A 16,377-nucleotide genomic window follows, 5' to 3' on the forward strand; every position below is an offset into this window, starting at 1 on the left:
TCATGCAACATTAAGCACCGGAAAGGTATTGACCGACGCGGGTGCCCGGAGTGAGGGTGGGGACGCAGTGACCCCCATCCCTGTCCAGGAGGTTCGATGCACCTCTCACCCCCGCCGTCGGGCAGACGGATACTGCTCGCCGCCGCCGTGGCCGCCGCCACCGCGCTGGCGACCACCGGCCCGGTGACCGCCGCGCCGCAGTCCGCCCCACCCACCGGCGACCGGCAGCAGCAGTACGCCGCGGCCGCCACCGAGTACGGCGTACCGCAGGACGTGCTGCTCGGCGTCTCCTACCTGGAGTCCCGCTGGGACGTCCACCCCGGCCAGCCCAGCACCAGCGGCGGCTACGGCCCGATGCACCTGACCGACGCCGCGCACGTCCTCGCCACGCCGGGCAGCGCCCACGTCGACGAGGACGAGGACCCGCGCGGCGACGACGCCCGCCCGCTCACCCTCGACCCGGCCACCGCCGCCGCGCCGGCCCGGGAGACGCCGCTGCCGAAGGCCTCGCTCCAGACGCTCGACGCCGCCGCGACGCTCACCGGGCTCGACGCACAGAAGCTGCGCACCGACCCGGCGGCGAACATCCGCGGCGGGGCGGCGCTGCTCGCCTCGTACCAGAAGGCACTGGGCGGGCCGGTCGGCGCCGGCAGCGACGCCGCGGCCTGGTACGGCGCGGTGGCCCGCTACTCCGGCGCGGACACCGCCGACGCGGCGGCGGCCTTCGCCGACGAGGTCTACGACCAGCTCGGTCAGGGCGCCACCCGCACCACCGACGACGGGCAGCGGGTCACGCTGGCCGCCACCACCGCGCAGCCGGACCGTGCCGGCCTGGCCCGGCTCGGCCTGCGGCACGCCGCGCGACCGGACGGGTTGGAGTGCCCGGTGCGGTTGGCCTGCGAGTGGATCCCCGCGCCGTACGAGCAGCTCAGCGCGGACCCGGGCGACTACGGCAACCACGACCTGGGCAACCGGCCCAAGCAGCAGAAGATCGAGTACATCGTCATCCACGACACCGAGGGCTACTTCGCCCCCAGCGTCGACCTCGTGAAGCGGGCCGACTACCTGGGCTGGCACTACACGCTGCGCTCGGTGGACGGCTACGTCGCCCAGCACATCAAGGCCAAGGACGTCGGCTGGCACGCCGGCAACTGGTACGTCAACGCCAAGTCCATCGGCCTGGAGCACGAGGGCTTCGCCGGGCAGGGCACCTGGTACACCGAGGCGATGTACCGCAGCTCGGCCAAGCTGGTCCGGTACCTGGCGCAGAAGTTCGGCATCCCGATGGACCGGCAGCACATCATCGGCCACGACAACGTGCCCGGCACCACCGCCGGCACGGTCAAGGGCATGCACTGGGACCCGGGCCCCTACTGGGACTGGTCGCACTACTTCGACCTGATGAAGGCGCCGTTCCGGACCACCGGCACGTCGCGGACCGGGCTGGTCACCATCGACCCGGACTTCGCCACCAACCGGCCGGCGTTCGTCGGCTGCAACCAGCAGCCGCCGGGCGTACCGACGCCCACCCCGCCGGCCGAGACCTGCCCGTCGCGCGGCTCCTCCGCGGTGGTCCTGCGGACCGCGCCGAGCACGGACGCCCCGCTGGTCAACGACCTCGGCCTGCGCCCGGACGGCACGCCGGACACGATGTACATCTCGGACCACGGCGCCCGCGCCTCCGCCGGACAGACGTACGCGCTGGCCGGCCGGCAGGGTGACTGGACGGCGATCTGGTACCTCGGCCAGAAGGCGTGGTTCCAGAACCCGGCTTCGGCGCCGACGGCGAAGTGGGCGACCGGCTTCGTGGTGACCCCCCGGCCCGGGAAGGCCACCATCCCGGTGTACGGCCGCGCCTACCCGGAGCAGGCCGCCTACCCGGACACCATCCCCTACCAGACCATCTCCCCGCTGCAGTACACGTTGGCCGCCGGCCAGCGGTACGCGGTCGGCGGCGTGCTGCCCGGCGAGTACTACCGGGCCGTCTCGTTCGACGGCACGGCACCCGGCGACCGGACCGTGGTACGTGGCAAGAACCGCTACGTGCAGGTCCAGTTCGGCCACCGGATCATGTTCGTGGACCTCGCCGACGTGCTGATCCTGCCGTCGCCGGTCGGCGCGCCGCGATAGCGCCACCGGCATGAGGAAGGCCCCCGGTCCAGGTGGACCGGGGGCCTTCTCCGTCGAGGCCGGTGCGGGTCAGGCGACCCGGACGAAGCCGGCGAGCGGTTGGGTGCTGATGCTCGACACCTGGACCGGTTTGCCGGTCCGGGGCGCGTGCACCATCACCCCGTTGCCGAGATAGAGCCCGACGTGGTGCAGGTCGCTGCCGAAGAAGACCAGGTCACCGGGTCTGGCCTCGGAGCGGGAGACCTTGCGGCCCTCGTTCCACTGGGCGCCGGTGAAGTGGGTGAGCGAGATGCCCGCCGCCTTGTACGCGTACTGCGTCAGGCCGGAGCAGTCGAACGAGTTCGGTCCGGTGGCGCCCCACACGTACGGGTCGCCGACCTGGGCGCACGCCGTCTTGATGGCGGTACGCGCGGCGCTGCTCACCACCCCGTCGACCGCCGGGCAGCCGGCCGGCCGGATCGAGGTCACCGGAAGCATCGCGGTCAGCCGCTTGATCTCGGAGTCGATCTGCTTCTTCTGCGAGGCGAGCTGGGCCTCCTGCTTCAGCTCGGTGGCGATCAGCGCGTCCAGCTTCTGCTTCTGCGCGTTGTACTTGTCGCGCACCGCGAGCACGCCGGCGATCTGCTTGCGCTGGTCGTCGGCGAGCCGGTCCAGCATGACGAGCTGCTCGGCCAGGGTGCCCGGCTTGGTGCTCACCAGCAGCGCGCCCATCTCCTGCGAGGGGCCGCGCATGTAGTAGCGGGCGGCGATGTCGCCGACCTTGTTCATCGCCAGCGTCGAGGCCAGCTCCAGCGGCACCATCTTGTTCTGGAGGTCCGCCGACTTCTTCTTGTTGACCTTGAGCTGGGAGCGGACCTTGTTGTACTGCTCGATGGTGGGTTCGAGCTTCTCCCACTGCTTGTCGATCTGCGCGTCGATCTCGTCCACCGAGGGCGCCGCGTGCGCGGGGGCCGTGAGCATCCCGGCGCCGACCGCGACGGCCGCGACCAGGGTGACCAGACGGCGTACCACCCGGTGGAACCCGGCCGGCCGGCCGGGTGGTGCGCTCGGGGCGTGACGTTGAGGGGGCATGGTTGCCACCGGCACGGACTCCTTTGCAACCGACCGGCGGGCGCCTCGCGAGAGGGAAGGTCGAGGCGGACGACCCACAACGGTCGGTGCATCACATTAGGGAAGGCACCCACCAGGAATCAAGGTGGCCCGTTGTTCAATCACGTGTCCGCAATCAGTTGCACACCAAGGGTATTCATTCACTTGCCGACGATGGCCGTCAATACGTCGTCGAGCGTCACCACACCCAGGGGCCGCCGACCGTCGCTGACCAGCACCATGTGCCGGCGCTCGCGGCGCATCGCCAGCAGCAGGTCGGCCAGCGTACGGTCCGGCGGCACCACGGCCAGCGGCCGGTAGACCTCGGCCGGCACCGGACCCCGACGGCTCGCGCCCGCGTACCCGAGAACGTCCTTCACGTGCACGAAGCCGAGCACCCGGCGGGTGGACCGCTGCACCACCGGGAAGCGGGACCGGCCGGTGCGGGTGGCCAGCACCTCCAGCGAGGCCGGTGAGACGTCCTCGGCGACGGTGGTCACCGTGGACCACGGTTGCAGCGCGTCCGCCGCGGTGCGGGAGTGCAGGGCCAGCGCGCCGGTGATCCGGGCGTGCTCCTCGGCGTCCAGCAGCCCCTCGGTGCGCGCCTGCGAGACCAGCCCGGCCAACTCCTCGGCGGTGAACACGGTCTTCACCGCGTCTGTCGCCTCCACCCGCCACCACCGCAGCACCTGCCGCGCCGACCACTTCATCGCCAGCAGCAGCGGCTTGGTGGCCAGGCAGAAGGCGAGCATGGCCGGGCCGAGCCAGAGCGCCGACGGCTCCGGGCCGGCCAGCGTGATGTTCTTCGGCACCATCTCGCCGACCACGGTGTGCAGGAACACCACCACCGCCAGCGCGATGACGAACGCCACCGGGTGCACCGCGGACGCCGGCAGGCCGAGTGCGGTGAACGGCACCTCCAGCAGGTGGGCCAGCGCCGGCTCGGCGATCGCGCCGAGACCCAGCGAGCAGACCGTGATGCCGAGCTGCGCTCCGGCGATCATCAGCGGGATCTGGTTCATCGCGGCCAGCGCCCACCGGGCCCGCTTCGACGCCGCCGCGAGCGGTTCGATCACGGTACGGCGGGACGCGATCAACGCGAACTCGCTGCCCACGAAGAAGGCGTTGCCGAGCAGCAGCACCAGGGCGACAAGCAGTTCAGGCACCGTCGTCGGGCTCCTCGGGGCGCACCACCCGGACCTGCTCGATCCGGTGCCGGTCGACCTCCACCACGGTGAACTCGTACCCGGCCTCGTCGACCGACTCGCCGGGGACCGGGATGTGGCCGAGCCGGGCCATCAGGAAGCCGCCGAGCGTCTCGTACGGCCCGTCGGGCAGCCGGAAACCGGTCTGCTCGACCAGCTCGTCGGCGCGCAGCACGCCGTCGACCAGGACGGTCCGCTCGCCGCCCGGCACGGTCAGCTCCGCCGGCCCCAGGTCGTCCACCGCGGCCGGGTCGAACTCGTCGGCGATCTCCCCGACCAGCTCCTCGACCAGGTCCTCCACGGTCACCACGCCGTCGGTGCCGCCGTACTCGTCGACCACGATGGCCAGGTCCGCGCCGGCGTCCTTGAGCGCGGCCAGCACCCCGTCCAGGTCGAGGCTCTCCGGGACGTACACCGGTTCCCGGGCGACCGACGCGACGGTGGTGGCGGTCCGGCGGGCCAGCGGCACACCGAGCGCGTCGGGCACCCCGGCGACGCCCGTCACCAGGTCGAGCGTCTCCTCGTAGACCGGGAACCGGGTCCGGCCGGTCTGCCGGGCCAGATCCAGCAGCTCGGCGACGGAGACGGTGGCGCGCAACGCGATCACGTCCACCCGGGGGGTCATCGCCTCGGCGGCCCGCTTGTCGCCGAAGCGGATGGTGCGGCGCAGCAGCATCGCCGTGTCCGGCGGCAGCGCGCCGGCCCGCGCCGAGATCGCCGCCAGCAGCCCCAGCTCCTCCGGGGAACGGGCGCTGGCCAGCTCCTCCTGCGGCTCCACGCCGAGCCGGCGGACCAACCGGTTGGCCGAGTCGTTGAGCAGCCGGATCAGCCAGCCGAAGGTGCGGGAGAAGCCGCGCATCGGCGCCGCGGTGGCCAGCGCGGCCGGCATCGGCCGGGCCAGCGCCAGGTTCTTCGGCACCAGCTCGCCGAAGAGCATCGAGACGAGCGTGGCCAGCGCCAGGGCGAGCAGGCCGGTGAACCGGTCCGCCCCGCCGAACGGGTGCAGCAGCGGCGCGACGAGCCGGGCCAGCGCGGGCTCGGCGAGATAGCCGGTGAGCAGCGCGGTGATGGTGATGCCGAGCTGCGCGCCGGAGAGCTGGAAGGACAGGTCCCGCAACGCCCGGCGGACCGTGGCGGCCCGGCCGTCCCCCTCGTCGGCCCGCCTGTCGATCTCCGCCCGGTCGACGGTGACCAGGGCGAACTCGGCCGCGACGAAGAAGGCGTTGCCGGCGGTCAGCAGCACGAAGCCGACCAGGGGCAACAGCGTCAGAACCAGCAGGCCGTCGATGCGCGTGATTGTGGCACGCGAGCGGCGGTGGCGGGTCACCCGTACCGTGGCGGGATGGACGGCCTGCTGCTCACCGACGAACTGGTCCTGCTCGCGTACGACGACGGCGGCGTCAACCGGCTCGGCCGCCCGCACCTCGACTACGGCCTCGCCGGGGCGGTGCTGCTGGAGCTGGCCCTCGCCCGCCGGGTGGAGGTGGCGGACAAGCGGCTGGTGGTGACCGACCCGAGCCCGACCGGCGTGCCGCTGCTCGACGAGGCGCTGACCACCATGGGGTCGGGCCGGCCGCGCAAGCCGAAGGACTGGATCGGCAAGCTGGCCAAGGGGCTGCCGGACCGGGTGCTCGACGGGCTGGTCGTCGGCGGGGTGCTGCGCCGGGAGTCCGACCGGGTGCTGCTCGTCTTCCCGCGTACCCGCTATCCCTCGACCACCGGCGCGGAGCCGTCGGTGGAGACGGCGGCCCGGGAGCGGATGGTGGCCGCGCTGGTCGGCGACGGGCCGGTCGACGCGCGGACCGCCGCGCTGCTCGCCCTGACCCGGGCCGTCGGCCTGGACCGCAAGCTCTTCCGCGAGCTGCCGAAGGAGCGGGTCAAGGCACGGGTGACCGAGATCGCCGCGGGCGACTGGGCCTCCGCCGCGGTGAAGAAGGCGATCGAGGAGATGCAGGCCGCGCTGATGGTCGCGACCACCACCGCCGCCGCCATCAGCGTCACCACGACGAGCTGACACGACGGCGGCGGCACCGCACGGGTGCCGCCGCCGTCGTGGTCCGGCCGCTCGGCCGGGGTACGCCTCAGCCGGCCGCCGGCGCGGTCTCCTTCTCGCCGGCCGGCGCGTCGGGCTTGACCGAGCGCAGCAGCACGCTGGCCACGTCGACCACCTCGACGTCCTCGCCGGCGCCCTTGCCGTTCACCCCGTCGTTGAGCATCGTCGAGCAGAACGGGCAGCCGACCGCGATGGTCTTCGCCCCGGTGGACATGGCCTCCTCGACCCGGTCCACGTTGATCCGCTTGCCGATCTTCTCCTCCATCCACATGCGCGCGCCGCCGGCACCGCAGCAGAAGGAGCGCTCGCTGTTGCGCGGCATCTCGACGAGGCCGCTGTCGCGGCCCGCACCGGAATCGGTCGCTGCGCCACCTCGGCCATCGCCGATGGCGCTGCCCAGAACCTCGCGGGGAGCGGCGAAGACCCGGTTGTGCCGGCCCAGGTAGCAGGGGTCGTGGTAGGTCACGCCGCCGTCGACCGGCTGCACCGGGGTGAGCTTGCCGGCGCTGACCAGGTGGGCCAGGAGCTGGGTGTGGTGGACGACCTCGAACTCGCCGCCGAGCTGGCCGTACTCGTTGCCGAGCGTGTTGAAGCAGTGCGGGCAGGTGGCCACGATCTTGCGCTTGGCCTTTTCCCGGCCCTCGAACGCCTCGTTGAGCGTCTCGACGTTCTGCTGGGCGAGCATCTGGAACACGAACTCGTTGCCGATCCGGCGGGCCGGGTCACCGGAGCAGGTCTCGCCCTCACCGAGGATGGCGAAGCTGACGCCTGCCTCGTTGAGCAGCGTGGCGACCGCGCGGGTGGTCTTCTTGGCCCGGTCCTCGAACGCGCCGGCGCAGCCGACCCAGAACAGGTACTCGAAGTCCTCGACCTCGCCGACCCGGGGCACCTCGAAGCCGAGCCCCTTGGTCCAGTCCTCGCGGGTGTTCTGCGGCGCGCCCCACGGGTTGCCCTTGTTCTCCAGGTTGCGCAGCATCACGCCGGCCTCGGAGGGGAAGCTCGACTCGATCAGCACCTGGTAGCGGCGCATGTCGACGATGTGGTCGACGTGCTCGATGTCCACCGGGCACTGCTCGACGCAGGCGCCGCAGGTGGTGCAGGACCAGAGCACGTCCGGGTCGATGACGCCGCCTTCCTCGGCGGTGCCGATCAGCGGCCGGTCGGCCTCGGCCAGGGCCAGCACGTCCATGTGGGCGAGCTGCGCCTCGGTGGCCTTCTCCTCACCGGTCAGGTCCTTGCCGCCGCCGGCCAGCAGGTAGGGCGCCTTCGCGTACGCGTGGTCGCGCAGGCTCAGCACCAGCAGCTTCGGCGACAGCGGCTTGCCGGTGTTCCAGGCCGGGCACTGCGACTGGCAGCGGCCGCATTCGGTGCAGGTGCTGAAGTCGAGCAGGCCCTTCCAGGTGAACTGCTCGACCTGGGCGACGCCGAACTGGTCCTTCTCCGGGTCGGCCTCCTCGAAGTCGAGCGGCTTGCCCTGGCTGGTCATCGGGCGCAGCGGGCCCAGGCCGGAGCCGGCCGCCTTCTCCGGGTCGCGCTTGAAGAAGATGTTGGGGAAGGCCAGGAAACGGTGCCAGGCCACGCCCATGGTGACGTTCAGCGAGATCACGATGAGCCAGGTCATCGAGATGACGATCTTGATGAGGGCCGCCACGCTGACGCCGGCCGGCCAGGCCGGGAGCGCGGCGCCGACCGCGTGGCTGAGCGGGGTGGCCCAGACCGGGTACTCGAAGTGGTCGGTGGCGACCTTGAAGCCGCGGATCACGAAACCGAAGATCAGGACCAGCAGCACGACCCACTCGACGAAGTAGCCCTGCCACATGGTCGAGCCGGTGAACCTGGAGCGGTTCTCCGGCCGGTTGGGCCGGTTGCGCAGCCGGATCGCCATCAGCACCACGATGCCGATCAGGCCGAGGATGCCGATCCACTCGGTGACCAGGCCGAAGACCGTCCAGTGCCCGACGATCGGCAGCCCACCGCCGGTCGAGACCACCTCGAAGTAGGCCTCCAGCACCAGCAGCGACAGCACGATGAAGCCGACCATCACGAACCAGTGCGCGGCCCCGACCACGCTCCACTTCAGCATGCGCGTGTGGCCGGCGGTCTCCACCAGCATCTTCGTCGTGCGGGCGCCCTTGTCGGCGAACCGCTCGGGGGCCGGCTGCCCGAGCCGGATGACGGCCGTCATCTTCATGACCGCACGTACCGCGAGCACCACCGCAACGGCGGTGATGGCGGCCGCGAGGATCGTGGTGACGATCTGGACGCTGCCCATCGAGTTGGCCTCCCGGGTCTGCTACTTGTCAGTGCAGCCTACGCGGAAGGTTACTCAGCAGTAACGTGAGTCTTCTCGCATCGGCCACGCCGCCTGCGGACACCTTAGGTGGACCGCCGCCCGGATGCCGGGCTGGGGCGGCGTGGCGTGGCGTGTGCCGGGACGCGAAGGGCGGATCAGCGCCAGCGGGAGAGCAGGATCAGCGACGAGACCATCGCGCCGAAGCCCACCGCGAGGTTCCAGTAGCCCCACGAGGCGACCGGGTAGGCCTGCTCGGAGAGGTAGTAGAGCACCAGCCAGCCGATGCCGACCACGATCAACGCGACGGCCGTGACCGGCAGCCAGATCGGGCTAGGCTTGCGCGTCGACGCCGTCGCCGTCGGACGCACGTCCGTCGGCGGGGTGTACACCTTCTTCTTGCGGACCTGAGACTTGGGCACGACGCTCTCCAGAGGGGGGTACGACCTCGTCCGGCCTGACAACCGGGCGCGGGGGCGACGGTCCATGGCCAATAATGTTTCGACAGCTAGCGTAGTCCGGAAGGACCGTCCAGGCCACGAATGGGGTCGGGCCGGTGCACGGAGTGACCGAAAAGAGCCGACTTTTCGGGTCGAGCAGGACGGTTCGCACCGCTGCGGGCCGGAACGAGACGACGGGAAAGGGAACGCCCGGTGGAGTACACGTCCGGCGCCGCGTCCTGGCAGAAGGCTCTCCGCCGCGCGGTCGCCGGCCTGCTGCCCCGGCGAGCGCGCCAGCGCCGCCCGGGCTGGTCGATCGGCGTCCCCCTGATCGCCGCCGCCGCCGGGCTGCTGTTCACCACCACCGCGACCACGGCCGGCGGCACCTCGCTGCGCGAGGACCGGCGCCCGCAGCTCACCCAACTGATCGAGGACCGGCGCGAGGAGGTGGCGGCCAGCGAGGCGAAGGCCGCCCGGCTGCGCGACGAGGTCGAGGAACAGACCGAGGCCCTCGCGGGCACCGACGGGCCGGTGAAGACGCAGCGGGACCGCGCCGCCGCGACCCGGCAGGCCGCCGGGTTCACCGCGCTCACCGGCCCCGGGATCACGATCGAGCTGAACGACGCCGACTGGGGTCCGGGCCAGCCGCTGCCCAAGGGCGCCAGCAACGACGACCTGGTCGTGCACCAGGGCGACGTGCAGGCGGTGGTGAACGCGCTCTGGGCCGGCGGCGCGGAAGCCATGTCAATCATGAACGTCCGCGTGCTCAGCACCAGCGCGGTACGCTGCGTCGGTAACACCCTGCTGCTGCACGGCCGGGTTTACTCCCCTCCTTTCAAGATCGTGGCCATCGGTGACCCCGCCGAGTTCCAGCGGGCGCTCGCCGCCTCTGAGGGAGTCCGGGTGTTCAAGGAAGTAGCCGACCACTACCAGCTCGGCTACCGCGAGCAGGTCTCCACCGTCACCGTGCCGGCCTTCGAGGACTCCACCGCGCTGCAGTCCGCGACGGTGCCCAGGTGAACGGCGACGACCCCGGGGAGCGCGACGATCGCGGCCGGACCCGGCCGGAGGAACCCACCGCGTTCCTTCCCAAGGTCGAGCGCCCCGCGCGGCCGAGAGCCCCGCGCCCGGCGCCCCCACCGCCGCTCGACCTGCCCTGGCCGGACGCCGGCCCGCCGCACTCCGCTCCGGCGCGCCGCGGCCCCGCCCGACCGGCCCCGCCGCCACCGCCCGCCTGGCCGGGCAACCAGGCTCGCCCGCCGGGCGCCGCGTCGCGCGCCGAGGCGTACCCGCCGTCGCGTCACCCCGACCGGCCCGCCGCGAACCGGGAGGGCCGGAACACGCCCGGCAGACCCGCCGCCGGCCCGCCCGGGCCCGCCGGTGCCCCGCCGCCGGCCCGACTCGCCGCCGGGCCGCCGGAGCGACACGCCGCCGGACCACGCGCCGGCGAGACCCGGCGGCCCGCCGGTCCCGCCGTCGAGCGGCGATTCGACGCCCCGGGCCGGGGAGCGTATGACCACCCGGCCGACGACCGCATGTCCGACCGCCGCTCGGGCCCAGACCGTGGCGCCACCGCACCCGGCCGGACCGCCACCCCACCGGGCCGGCCTCCGGCCCCGCCGGACCGCGGCCGGGCGGCACCCGACCGCCCTCTTGCCGCACCGGACCGCGACGCCCGCAGCGCACCCGAACGCTTCCCCACCCGGCCGGAGCACGGCCGCGGCGCACCCGACCGCTCCCTCAACCCGCCGGAGCACGGCCGAGCGGCGCCGGGCCGGCCCGGCACGGCAGCGGACCGGCCGGGAGCCGCAGCGGGGCGGCGCGAGACGGCAGCGGACCGGCCGGGAGCCGCAGCGGGCCGGCGCGGCGACGCCGAGGCGACACCGGGCCGGTCCCGGACCGCACCGGATCGACGGGGCGACGCACCGGCCGCCGGTGTGCGACCGGCCGCGCCGGGCGACGGGCCGACCCACTTCATCCCGCCGGTGGCGGAGCGGTCCCGGCGGCGCACCGACCCGGCCGAGCGGCACACGGGCGTACCCCGATCGGGTGGCCCGGACGCGACCCCGCCGGCCGACCCCGGGGCGACCGCGGTGCTGCGCCCGGTCAGCCGGCCCCCGGCCGACCCGCGGCTCGACGCCACCGGGCTGATGGGTGCGGTGCCCCCGGTGCCCGACACGGGCGGCGACGACGGCGGCGAGCCGCCGGCCGAGCCGCCGCGACCGCGGCGCGGCGAGCGGGTGGTGCAGCTCCGGCCGGAGCAGACCGGCGAGGGCTACAAGAGTGTCTACTCCGAGCTGACCCGGCCCACCGCCGGCTCCCGCGTGCGCACGATCGTCCGGGGCGCGGGGGAACTGCTCATCACGTTCGGCCTGGTGGTGCTCCTCTTCGCCGGCTACGAGATCTGGGGCAAGTCGGTCATCGTCGACGCCCACCAGAACGACCTGAACGGCCAGCTCGCGCAGGAGTGGGCGGCGGACCCGACGGTCGGCCCGACCACCGGCCCGAGCGTGAAGCCGAAACCGCCGGCCGAGGGCAAGCCGGTCGCCGGCCTCTTCATCCCGAAGCTCGACAAGCACTGGGTGGTGGTCGAGGGGGTCACCCCGGACGACATCCGGTACGCACCGGGCCACTATCCGGACAGCGCCATGCCCGGTGAGGTGGGCAACTTCTCCGTCGCCGGGCACCGGATCCGATCCACGTTCTGGCGGCTGGACGAGCTGAAGACGGACGACGCGATCGTGGTCGAGACCAAGACCGAGTGGCTGGTCTACCGGGTCTACCAGCAGCGCATCGTCAAGCCGTCGCAGGTCGAGGTGGTCGCGCCGGTGCCGGGCAAGCCGGGCACGAGGGCGACCGAGAAGCTGCTCACGCTGACCACCTGCAACCCCAAGTTCGACAACTACCAGCGGCTGATCATCCACGCCCGCTTCGACCACGCCCAGGCGAAGTCGGCGGGCCGACCGGCCGAGCTGGAGGGCTGAGGCGTGTACTCGTGGATCTGGCGGAAGCTGCCGTGGGGACTGCCCGGCAAGCTGATCGGGTCGATGCTGCTGGCCGTGGCCACTATCGCCCTGCTCTGGCTCGTGGTCTTCCCCTGGGCCGAACCGCTGCTGCCCTTCGACGACGTGCAGGTCACCCAGGACTCCGGGGTGCCCGGCGGCGGCACCGGGGAGCTCACCGACCCGAGCGGGCAGCCGGCCGAGGACGAGGAACTGCCCTACAGCACCGAGACGAACAACGCCCCGCCCTCCACCCCGAACAGGTGACCCGATGCGCGTCCTGGTGATCGACAACTACGACTCGTTCGTCTTCAACCTCGTGCAATACCTGGGCCAGCTCGGCGTGGACTGCGACGTCCGCCGCAACGACGAGATCGACGTGGCCGAGGTCGGTCGGGCCGGCGCGGCGGGAGTGCTGCTCTCGCCCGGCCCGGGCAGCCCGGACCGCGCCGGCGTCTGCCTGGACGTGATCCGGGAGTACGCCGGCAAGCTGCCCCTGTTCGGGGTCTGCCTCGGCCACCAGGCCATCGGCGAGGCGTTCGGCGCCACCGTGACCCGCGCGCCGGAACTGCTGCACGGCAAGACCTCCGAGGTCCGCCACCAGGGCGTCGGGGTGCTGGCCGGCCTGCCCGACCCGTTCACCGCCACCCGCTACCACTCGCTCGCCGTGCTGCCCGAGACGCTGCCCGAGGAGCTGGAGGTCACCGGCCGGACCGACTCCGGCGTGGTGATGGCGATGCGGCACCGGACGCTGCCGATCGAGGGCGTCCAGTTCCACCCCGAGTCGGTGCTGACCGAGGGTGGCCACCTCATGCTGGCGAACTGGCTGGCCACGTGCGGCTTCCCGGCGGCGCTGGAACGGGCCCCGGAGCTGGCCGCCGAGGTCGACGCGCGCCGCCGGGCCGCCTTCGCCACCGCCTGAGGCCGGACACGCCACGTGGCGGCGCCCCCGGGTGGGGCGCCGCCACGTCTGCGTCTGTCAGCCGTTGCCTCGGGCCGGCGGGACGGTCGGGAAGGGCAGGCCGCCGCCACCGCCGCCCGGCGTGGTCGGCGTCGCGTCGGGGGTGCCGCTCGGCGTCGCGCTGGGGGTCTCCTCGGGCAGCGGCACGTCGACCTCGATGGTCACCGTCTCACCCTTGGCCAGCTTCTTGCCGGGGGACGGGGACTGGCCGCTGACCTTGCCCGCCTTGGCCGGTTCGACCTCTTCGCCGTCGACCACCTTGTACTTGTAGCCGGCGTTCTCGAGCTGCTTCTTCGCCTGGTCCTCGGTGAAACCGCGGACGTCCGGCACCTCGGCGATGTTGCCCTTGGAGACCTCGAGCGTCACCTTGGTGTTCGGGGCCACCGTGCTGCCCTCGTCGGGCGACACCTTGACCACCTGATCCTTCGGGGCGCTGTCGGCGATGTCCTTACGGACCACGGTGAGCCCCAGGCCCTCCAACGTCGCCTTCACGCTGGTGTAGGTGCCGCCCTCCAGGCCCTGCGGGATGGTGACGTCGTCCGGGCCGGCGCAGACCTGGACCGTGACCGCGGTGTTCTTCTCCACCCGCTGGCCGAACGGCGGGTTCTGCTCGACCACGGTGCCCTTCTTGCACTCGGCGTTCTTGACCGGGTCACCGGGGACGAAACGCAGCCCGGCCTGGCTGAGCGCGGTCTGCGCGTCGGCCTGCGTGCGGTCCACCAACTGCGGCACGGAGACCTTCTCCGCCCCGGACTGGTTGAGCCAGAGCGCGGTGCCCAGCGCGATCACCGCGAGCACGCCGAGCGCGGCGAACGTGGCGATCACCCAGGAGGACGTCCGGCGCTTGCGCGGGTCACCGACCCGGGCCGGCGCCTGCTGCCGGGTCTGCGGGCCCATCATCTGGGTCTGCTGTGCCGCCTGGTAGCCACCCGCGGCAGCCGCCATCGGCATGGTCTCCTCGGCCGGCATCACCGGGGTGGCCAGCACCGGCCGGCCGGCCGCGGCGCGGAGCAGGTCCGCCCGCATCTCGCCGGCGCTCTGGTAGCGGTTGAGCGGGTTCTTGGAGAGCGCCTTCAACACGATCGCGTCGACCGCGGGGTTGACGTCCGGGTTGATCGTGCTCGGCGTCGGCGGCTGCTCACGGACGTGCTGGTAGGCGACGCTGACCGGGCTGTCCCCGACGAACGGCGGGTGCCCGCAGAGCAGCTCGAACAGCACGCAGCCGGCCGCGTAGACGTCGGACCGGGCGTCGACCGCCTCACCGCGCGCCTGCTCCGGGGAGAGGTACTGCGCGGTGCCGATGACCGCGCTGGTCTGCGTCATCGTGGTGGCGCCGCTGGCCAGCGCCCGGGCGATGCCGAAGTCCATCACCTTGACCTGACCGGTCTGGGTGAGCATCACGTTGCCGGGCTTGATGTCCCGGTGGATGATCCCGTGCCGGTGGCTGAACTCCAGCGCGGCGCACATGTCGGCGCAGATCTCCAGCGCCCGGCGCGGCTGGAGCCGCCCCTCGACGCCGAGGACCTCCTTCAGGGTCCGCCCGTTGACGAACTCCATCACGATGAACGGCAGGGTCTCGCCGGTCGGGGCGGTCTCCTCGCCGGTGTCGTAGACGGCGACGATGGCCGGGTGGTTGAGCGAGGCGGCGTTCTGCGCCTCCCGGCGGAACCGCATCTGGAAGGTGGCGTCGCGGGCCAGGTCGGCACGGAGCATCTTGATCGCGACGTCCCGCCCGAGCCGGAGATCGCGACCGCGGTGCACCTCCGCCATGCCGCCGTAGCCCAGCAGCTCGCCGACCTGGTACCTGCCACCGAGCAGGCGGGCCTGCGCTGTCATCGCGTCTCTCGTCCTTCGCTCGTCGTCGAACCGCCGCCGGCCGGCTGGAGGCGTACCTCACGACGGTACGACGTGCGGACCGGATAGTCGCCCCCGTACGCCCGCACCGCGCCGGAGGTCACGCTCACACTCACGGAACCGGGTGCGTCGGCGGCACCGGCCGCGTACTTCCGGTACCAGAACGAGATCACCCCCGAGCAGAGGATGACCAGCACGGCCACCAGGATCGCGGTGGTCCAGAGCCCGGAACGGGAGCGGCGGGGCGGTGCCGGCGGCGGCGCGGCCGGCGGGCGACCGTACCCCATCGGGTTGGGGTTGTGCGGGGGGCGCGGTTGCGGCACCGGCGCCGCACCGCGCGGACCCACCGGTGGGCGGGCCTGCGGGGCGGGGTGCGCGACCATGGTCGGGCGCGGCCCCACCGGTGGGCGGGCCGGCGTCACGGGCGGGCGGGGCTGCGGGCGGGGTGCCGGGGTCGGCACCTGCGCCCGCGCGGAGGGCGCGGCCGGCGAGGCCGGTACGCCGGAGATCGGACGGCCGCCGCGCGCCTGCTGGGAGAGGGCCAGCTTCGCCTGCCGGGCGACGATGGCCAACGCGGCGGCGCTGGGCCAGCGGGCCGCCGGGTCCTTCGCCATGGCCCGCTCGACGATGGCCCGCACCTGCGGCGGGATGTCGCCGGGAAGCGCCCGCGGATTGTCGCGTACGTGCTTCATGGCGATCTCGAGGGGATTCTCCCCCTCGAAGGGGCGCCGACCGGCCAGGCACTGATAGGCGACCACGCCGAGCGCGTACACGTCCGAGGCGGGGGTGGCGACCGCGCCGGTGGCCTGCTCGGGCGAGATGTAGGAGGCGGTGCCGAGCACCGAGCCGGCGGCGGTGAGCTGGCCGACCAGCTCCGAACGGGCGATGCCGAAGTCGGTGAGCACCAGCGTGCCGTTCGGCCGGACCAGCAGGTTGCCGGGCTTCACGTCGCGGTGCACGATGCCCTTCTCGTGCGCCGCGTGCAACGCGTCCGCGGCCTGGGCCAGCAGCGCCATGGTGCGGGCCGGGGTGAGCCGGCCGACCCGGCCCAGGGTGGCGGAGAGCGCGTCGCCCTCCACGTATTCCATGACCAGGAACGCGATCTGCTGGTCGCTGCCGAAGTCGTAGACGTCGACCACGCCCGGGTGGTTGATGGTGGCCATGGTCCGCGCCTCGCCGCGGAACCGCTCGGCGAAGCCCGGCTCGTCGAGCAGCGCGGGAAGCAGGCTCTTGACCGCGACCGTCCGGCCCAGCACCTGGTCGGTGCCACGCCACACGTCGCCCATGCCACCGCTGGCGATTCGTTCGTCGAGCCGGTAGCGGTTGCCGAGCTGCACCCCCGGGCTGAGCACG

General features: G+C 73.0%; 13 protein-coding genes. 6 read left to right on the forward strand and 7 right to left on the reverse strand.

The features are described 5' to 3' along the window. The first annotated feature begins 96 nt into the window (after positions 1–96). A complete protein-coding gene (locus tag H1D33_RS23660; RefSeq protein ID WP_181571071.1) occupies positions 97–2,130 on the forward strand; it encodes an N-acetylmuramoyl-L-alanine amidase in 2,034 nt (677 codons plus the stop codon). Between the two features lie 69 nt (positions 2,131–2,199). Here the strand turns inward: H1D33_RS23660 and H1D33_RS23665 are convergent, their stop codons facing one another. From H1D33_RS23665 to H1D33_RS23675, 3 genes are all read right to left on the reverse strand, one after another. Further along, positions 2,200–3,201 carry a C40 family peptidase gene (locus tag H1D33_RS23665; protein WP_181571070.1) on the reverse strand — a complete coding sequence of 334 codons (1,002 nt, stop codon included), beginning with the start codon at positions 3,199–3,201 and terminating at the stop codon, positions 2,200–2,202. Positions 3,202–3,380: 179 nt separating this feature from the next. Further along, the gene (locus tag H1D33_RS23670) at positions 3,381–4,385 is read right to left on the reverse strand and encodes a hemolysin family protein (RefSeq protein ID WP_181571069.1); all 1,005 of its coding nucleotides are present in this window, start codon (positions 4,383–4,385) and stop codon (positions 3,381–3,383) included. Next, positions 4,378–5,685: a hemolysin family protein gene (locus tag H1D33_RS23675; RefSeq protein ID WP_181571068.1), complete on the reverse strand. Its 1,308-nt coding sequence runs from the start codon at positions 5,683–5,685 to the stop codon at positions 4,378–4,380. Before H1D33_RS23675 ends, H1D33_RS23670 begins: the two co-directional genes overlap by 8 nt. Before the next feature lie 81 nt (positions 5,686–5,766). On the opposite strand from H1D33_RS23675, the gene H1D33_RS23680 reads away from it, so the two are divergent. Then, positions 5,767–6,438 (forward strand): GOLPH3/VPS74 family protein, encoded by a 672-nt coding sequence (locus H1D33_RS23680; protein WP_181571067.1) that lies wholly within the window; start codon positions 5,767–5,769, stop codon positions 6,436–6,438. A 67-nt stretch (positions 6,439–6,505) separates the two neighbouring features. Here H1D33_RS23680 and H1D33_RS23685 read toward each other — a convergent pair whose 3' ends face one another. Continuing rightward, entirely contained in the window at positions 6,506–8,749 is a 2,244-nt protein-coding gene (locus H1D33_RS23685) for a (Fe-S)-binding protein (RefSeq protein ID WP_181571066.1), read from the reverse strand. A gap of 176 nt (positions 8,750–8,925) precedes the next feature. Beyond that, positions 8,926–9,189 carry a cell division protein CrgA gene (locus tag H1D33_RS23690; protein ID WP_181571065.1) on the reverse strand — a complete coding sequence of 88 codons (264 nt, stop codon included), beginning with the start codon at positions 9,187–9,189 and terminating at the stop codon, positions 8,926–8,928. A 231-nt stretch (positions 9,190–9,420) separates the two neighbouring features. On the opposite strand from H1D33_RS23690, the gene H1D33_RS23695 reads away from it, so the two are divergent. From H1D33_RS23695 to H1D33_RS23710, 4 genes are all read left to right on the forward strand, one after another. Continuing rightward, positions 9,421–10,227, forward strand: a complete 807-nt coding sequence (locus tag H1D33_RS23695) for a DUF881 domain-containing protein (RefSeq protein ID WP_181571064.1) — start codon at positions 9,421–9,423, stop codon at positions 10,225–10,227. A 917-nt stretch (positions 10,228–11,144) separates the two neighbouring features. Next, on the forward strand, positions 11,145–12,191 hold the full coding sequence (locus tag H1D33_RS23700) for a class E sortase (protein ID WP_246411905.1): 1,047 nt from the start codon (positions 11,145–11,147) through the stop codon (positions 12,189–12,191). A gap of 3 nt (positions 12,192–12,194) precedes the next feature. Next, the gene (locus H1D33_RS23705) at positions 12,195–12,476 is read left to right on the forward strand and encodes a hypothetical protein (protein WP_181571063.1); all 282 of its coding nucleotides are present in this window, start codon (positions 12,195–12,197) and stop codon (positions 12,474–12,476) included. Positions 12,477–12,480: 4 nt separating this feature from the next. Next, a complete protein-coding gene (locus H1D33_RS23710) occupies positions 12,481–13,131 on the forward strand; it encodes an aminodeoxychorismate/anthranilate synthase component II (RefSeq protein WP_181571062.1) in 651 nt (216 codons plus the stop codon). 57 nt (positions 13,132–13,188) lie between these two features. Here H1D33_RS23710 and pknB read toward each other — a convergent pair whose 3' ends face one another. Both pknB and H1D33_RS23720 read right to left on the reverse strand, forming a co-directional pair. Then, positions 13,189–15,006 (reverse strand): Stk1 family PASTA domain-containing Ser/Thr kinase, encoded by a 1,818-nt coding sequence (gene pknB / locus H1D33_RS23715; protein ID WP_181571061.1) that lies wholly within the window; start codon positions 15,004–15,006, stop codon positions 13,189–13,191. After that, the gene (locus tag H1D33_RS23720) at positions 15,003–16,376 is read right to left on the reverse strand and encodes a serine/threonine-protein kinase (protein ID WP_181571060.1); all 1,374 of its coding nucleotides are present in this window, start codon (positions 16,374–16,376) and stop codon (positions 15,003–15,005) included. The genes pknB and H1D33_RS23720 overlap by 4 nt, the downstream gene beginning before the upstream one ends. Position 16,377 lies beyond the last annotated feature (1 nt).

This window comes from Micromonospora ferruginea (genome assembly GCF_013694245.2).
Lineage (GTDB): Bacteria > Actinomycetota > Actinomycetes > Mycobacteriales > Micromonosporaceae > Micromonospora > Micromonospora robiginosa.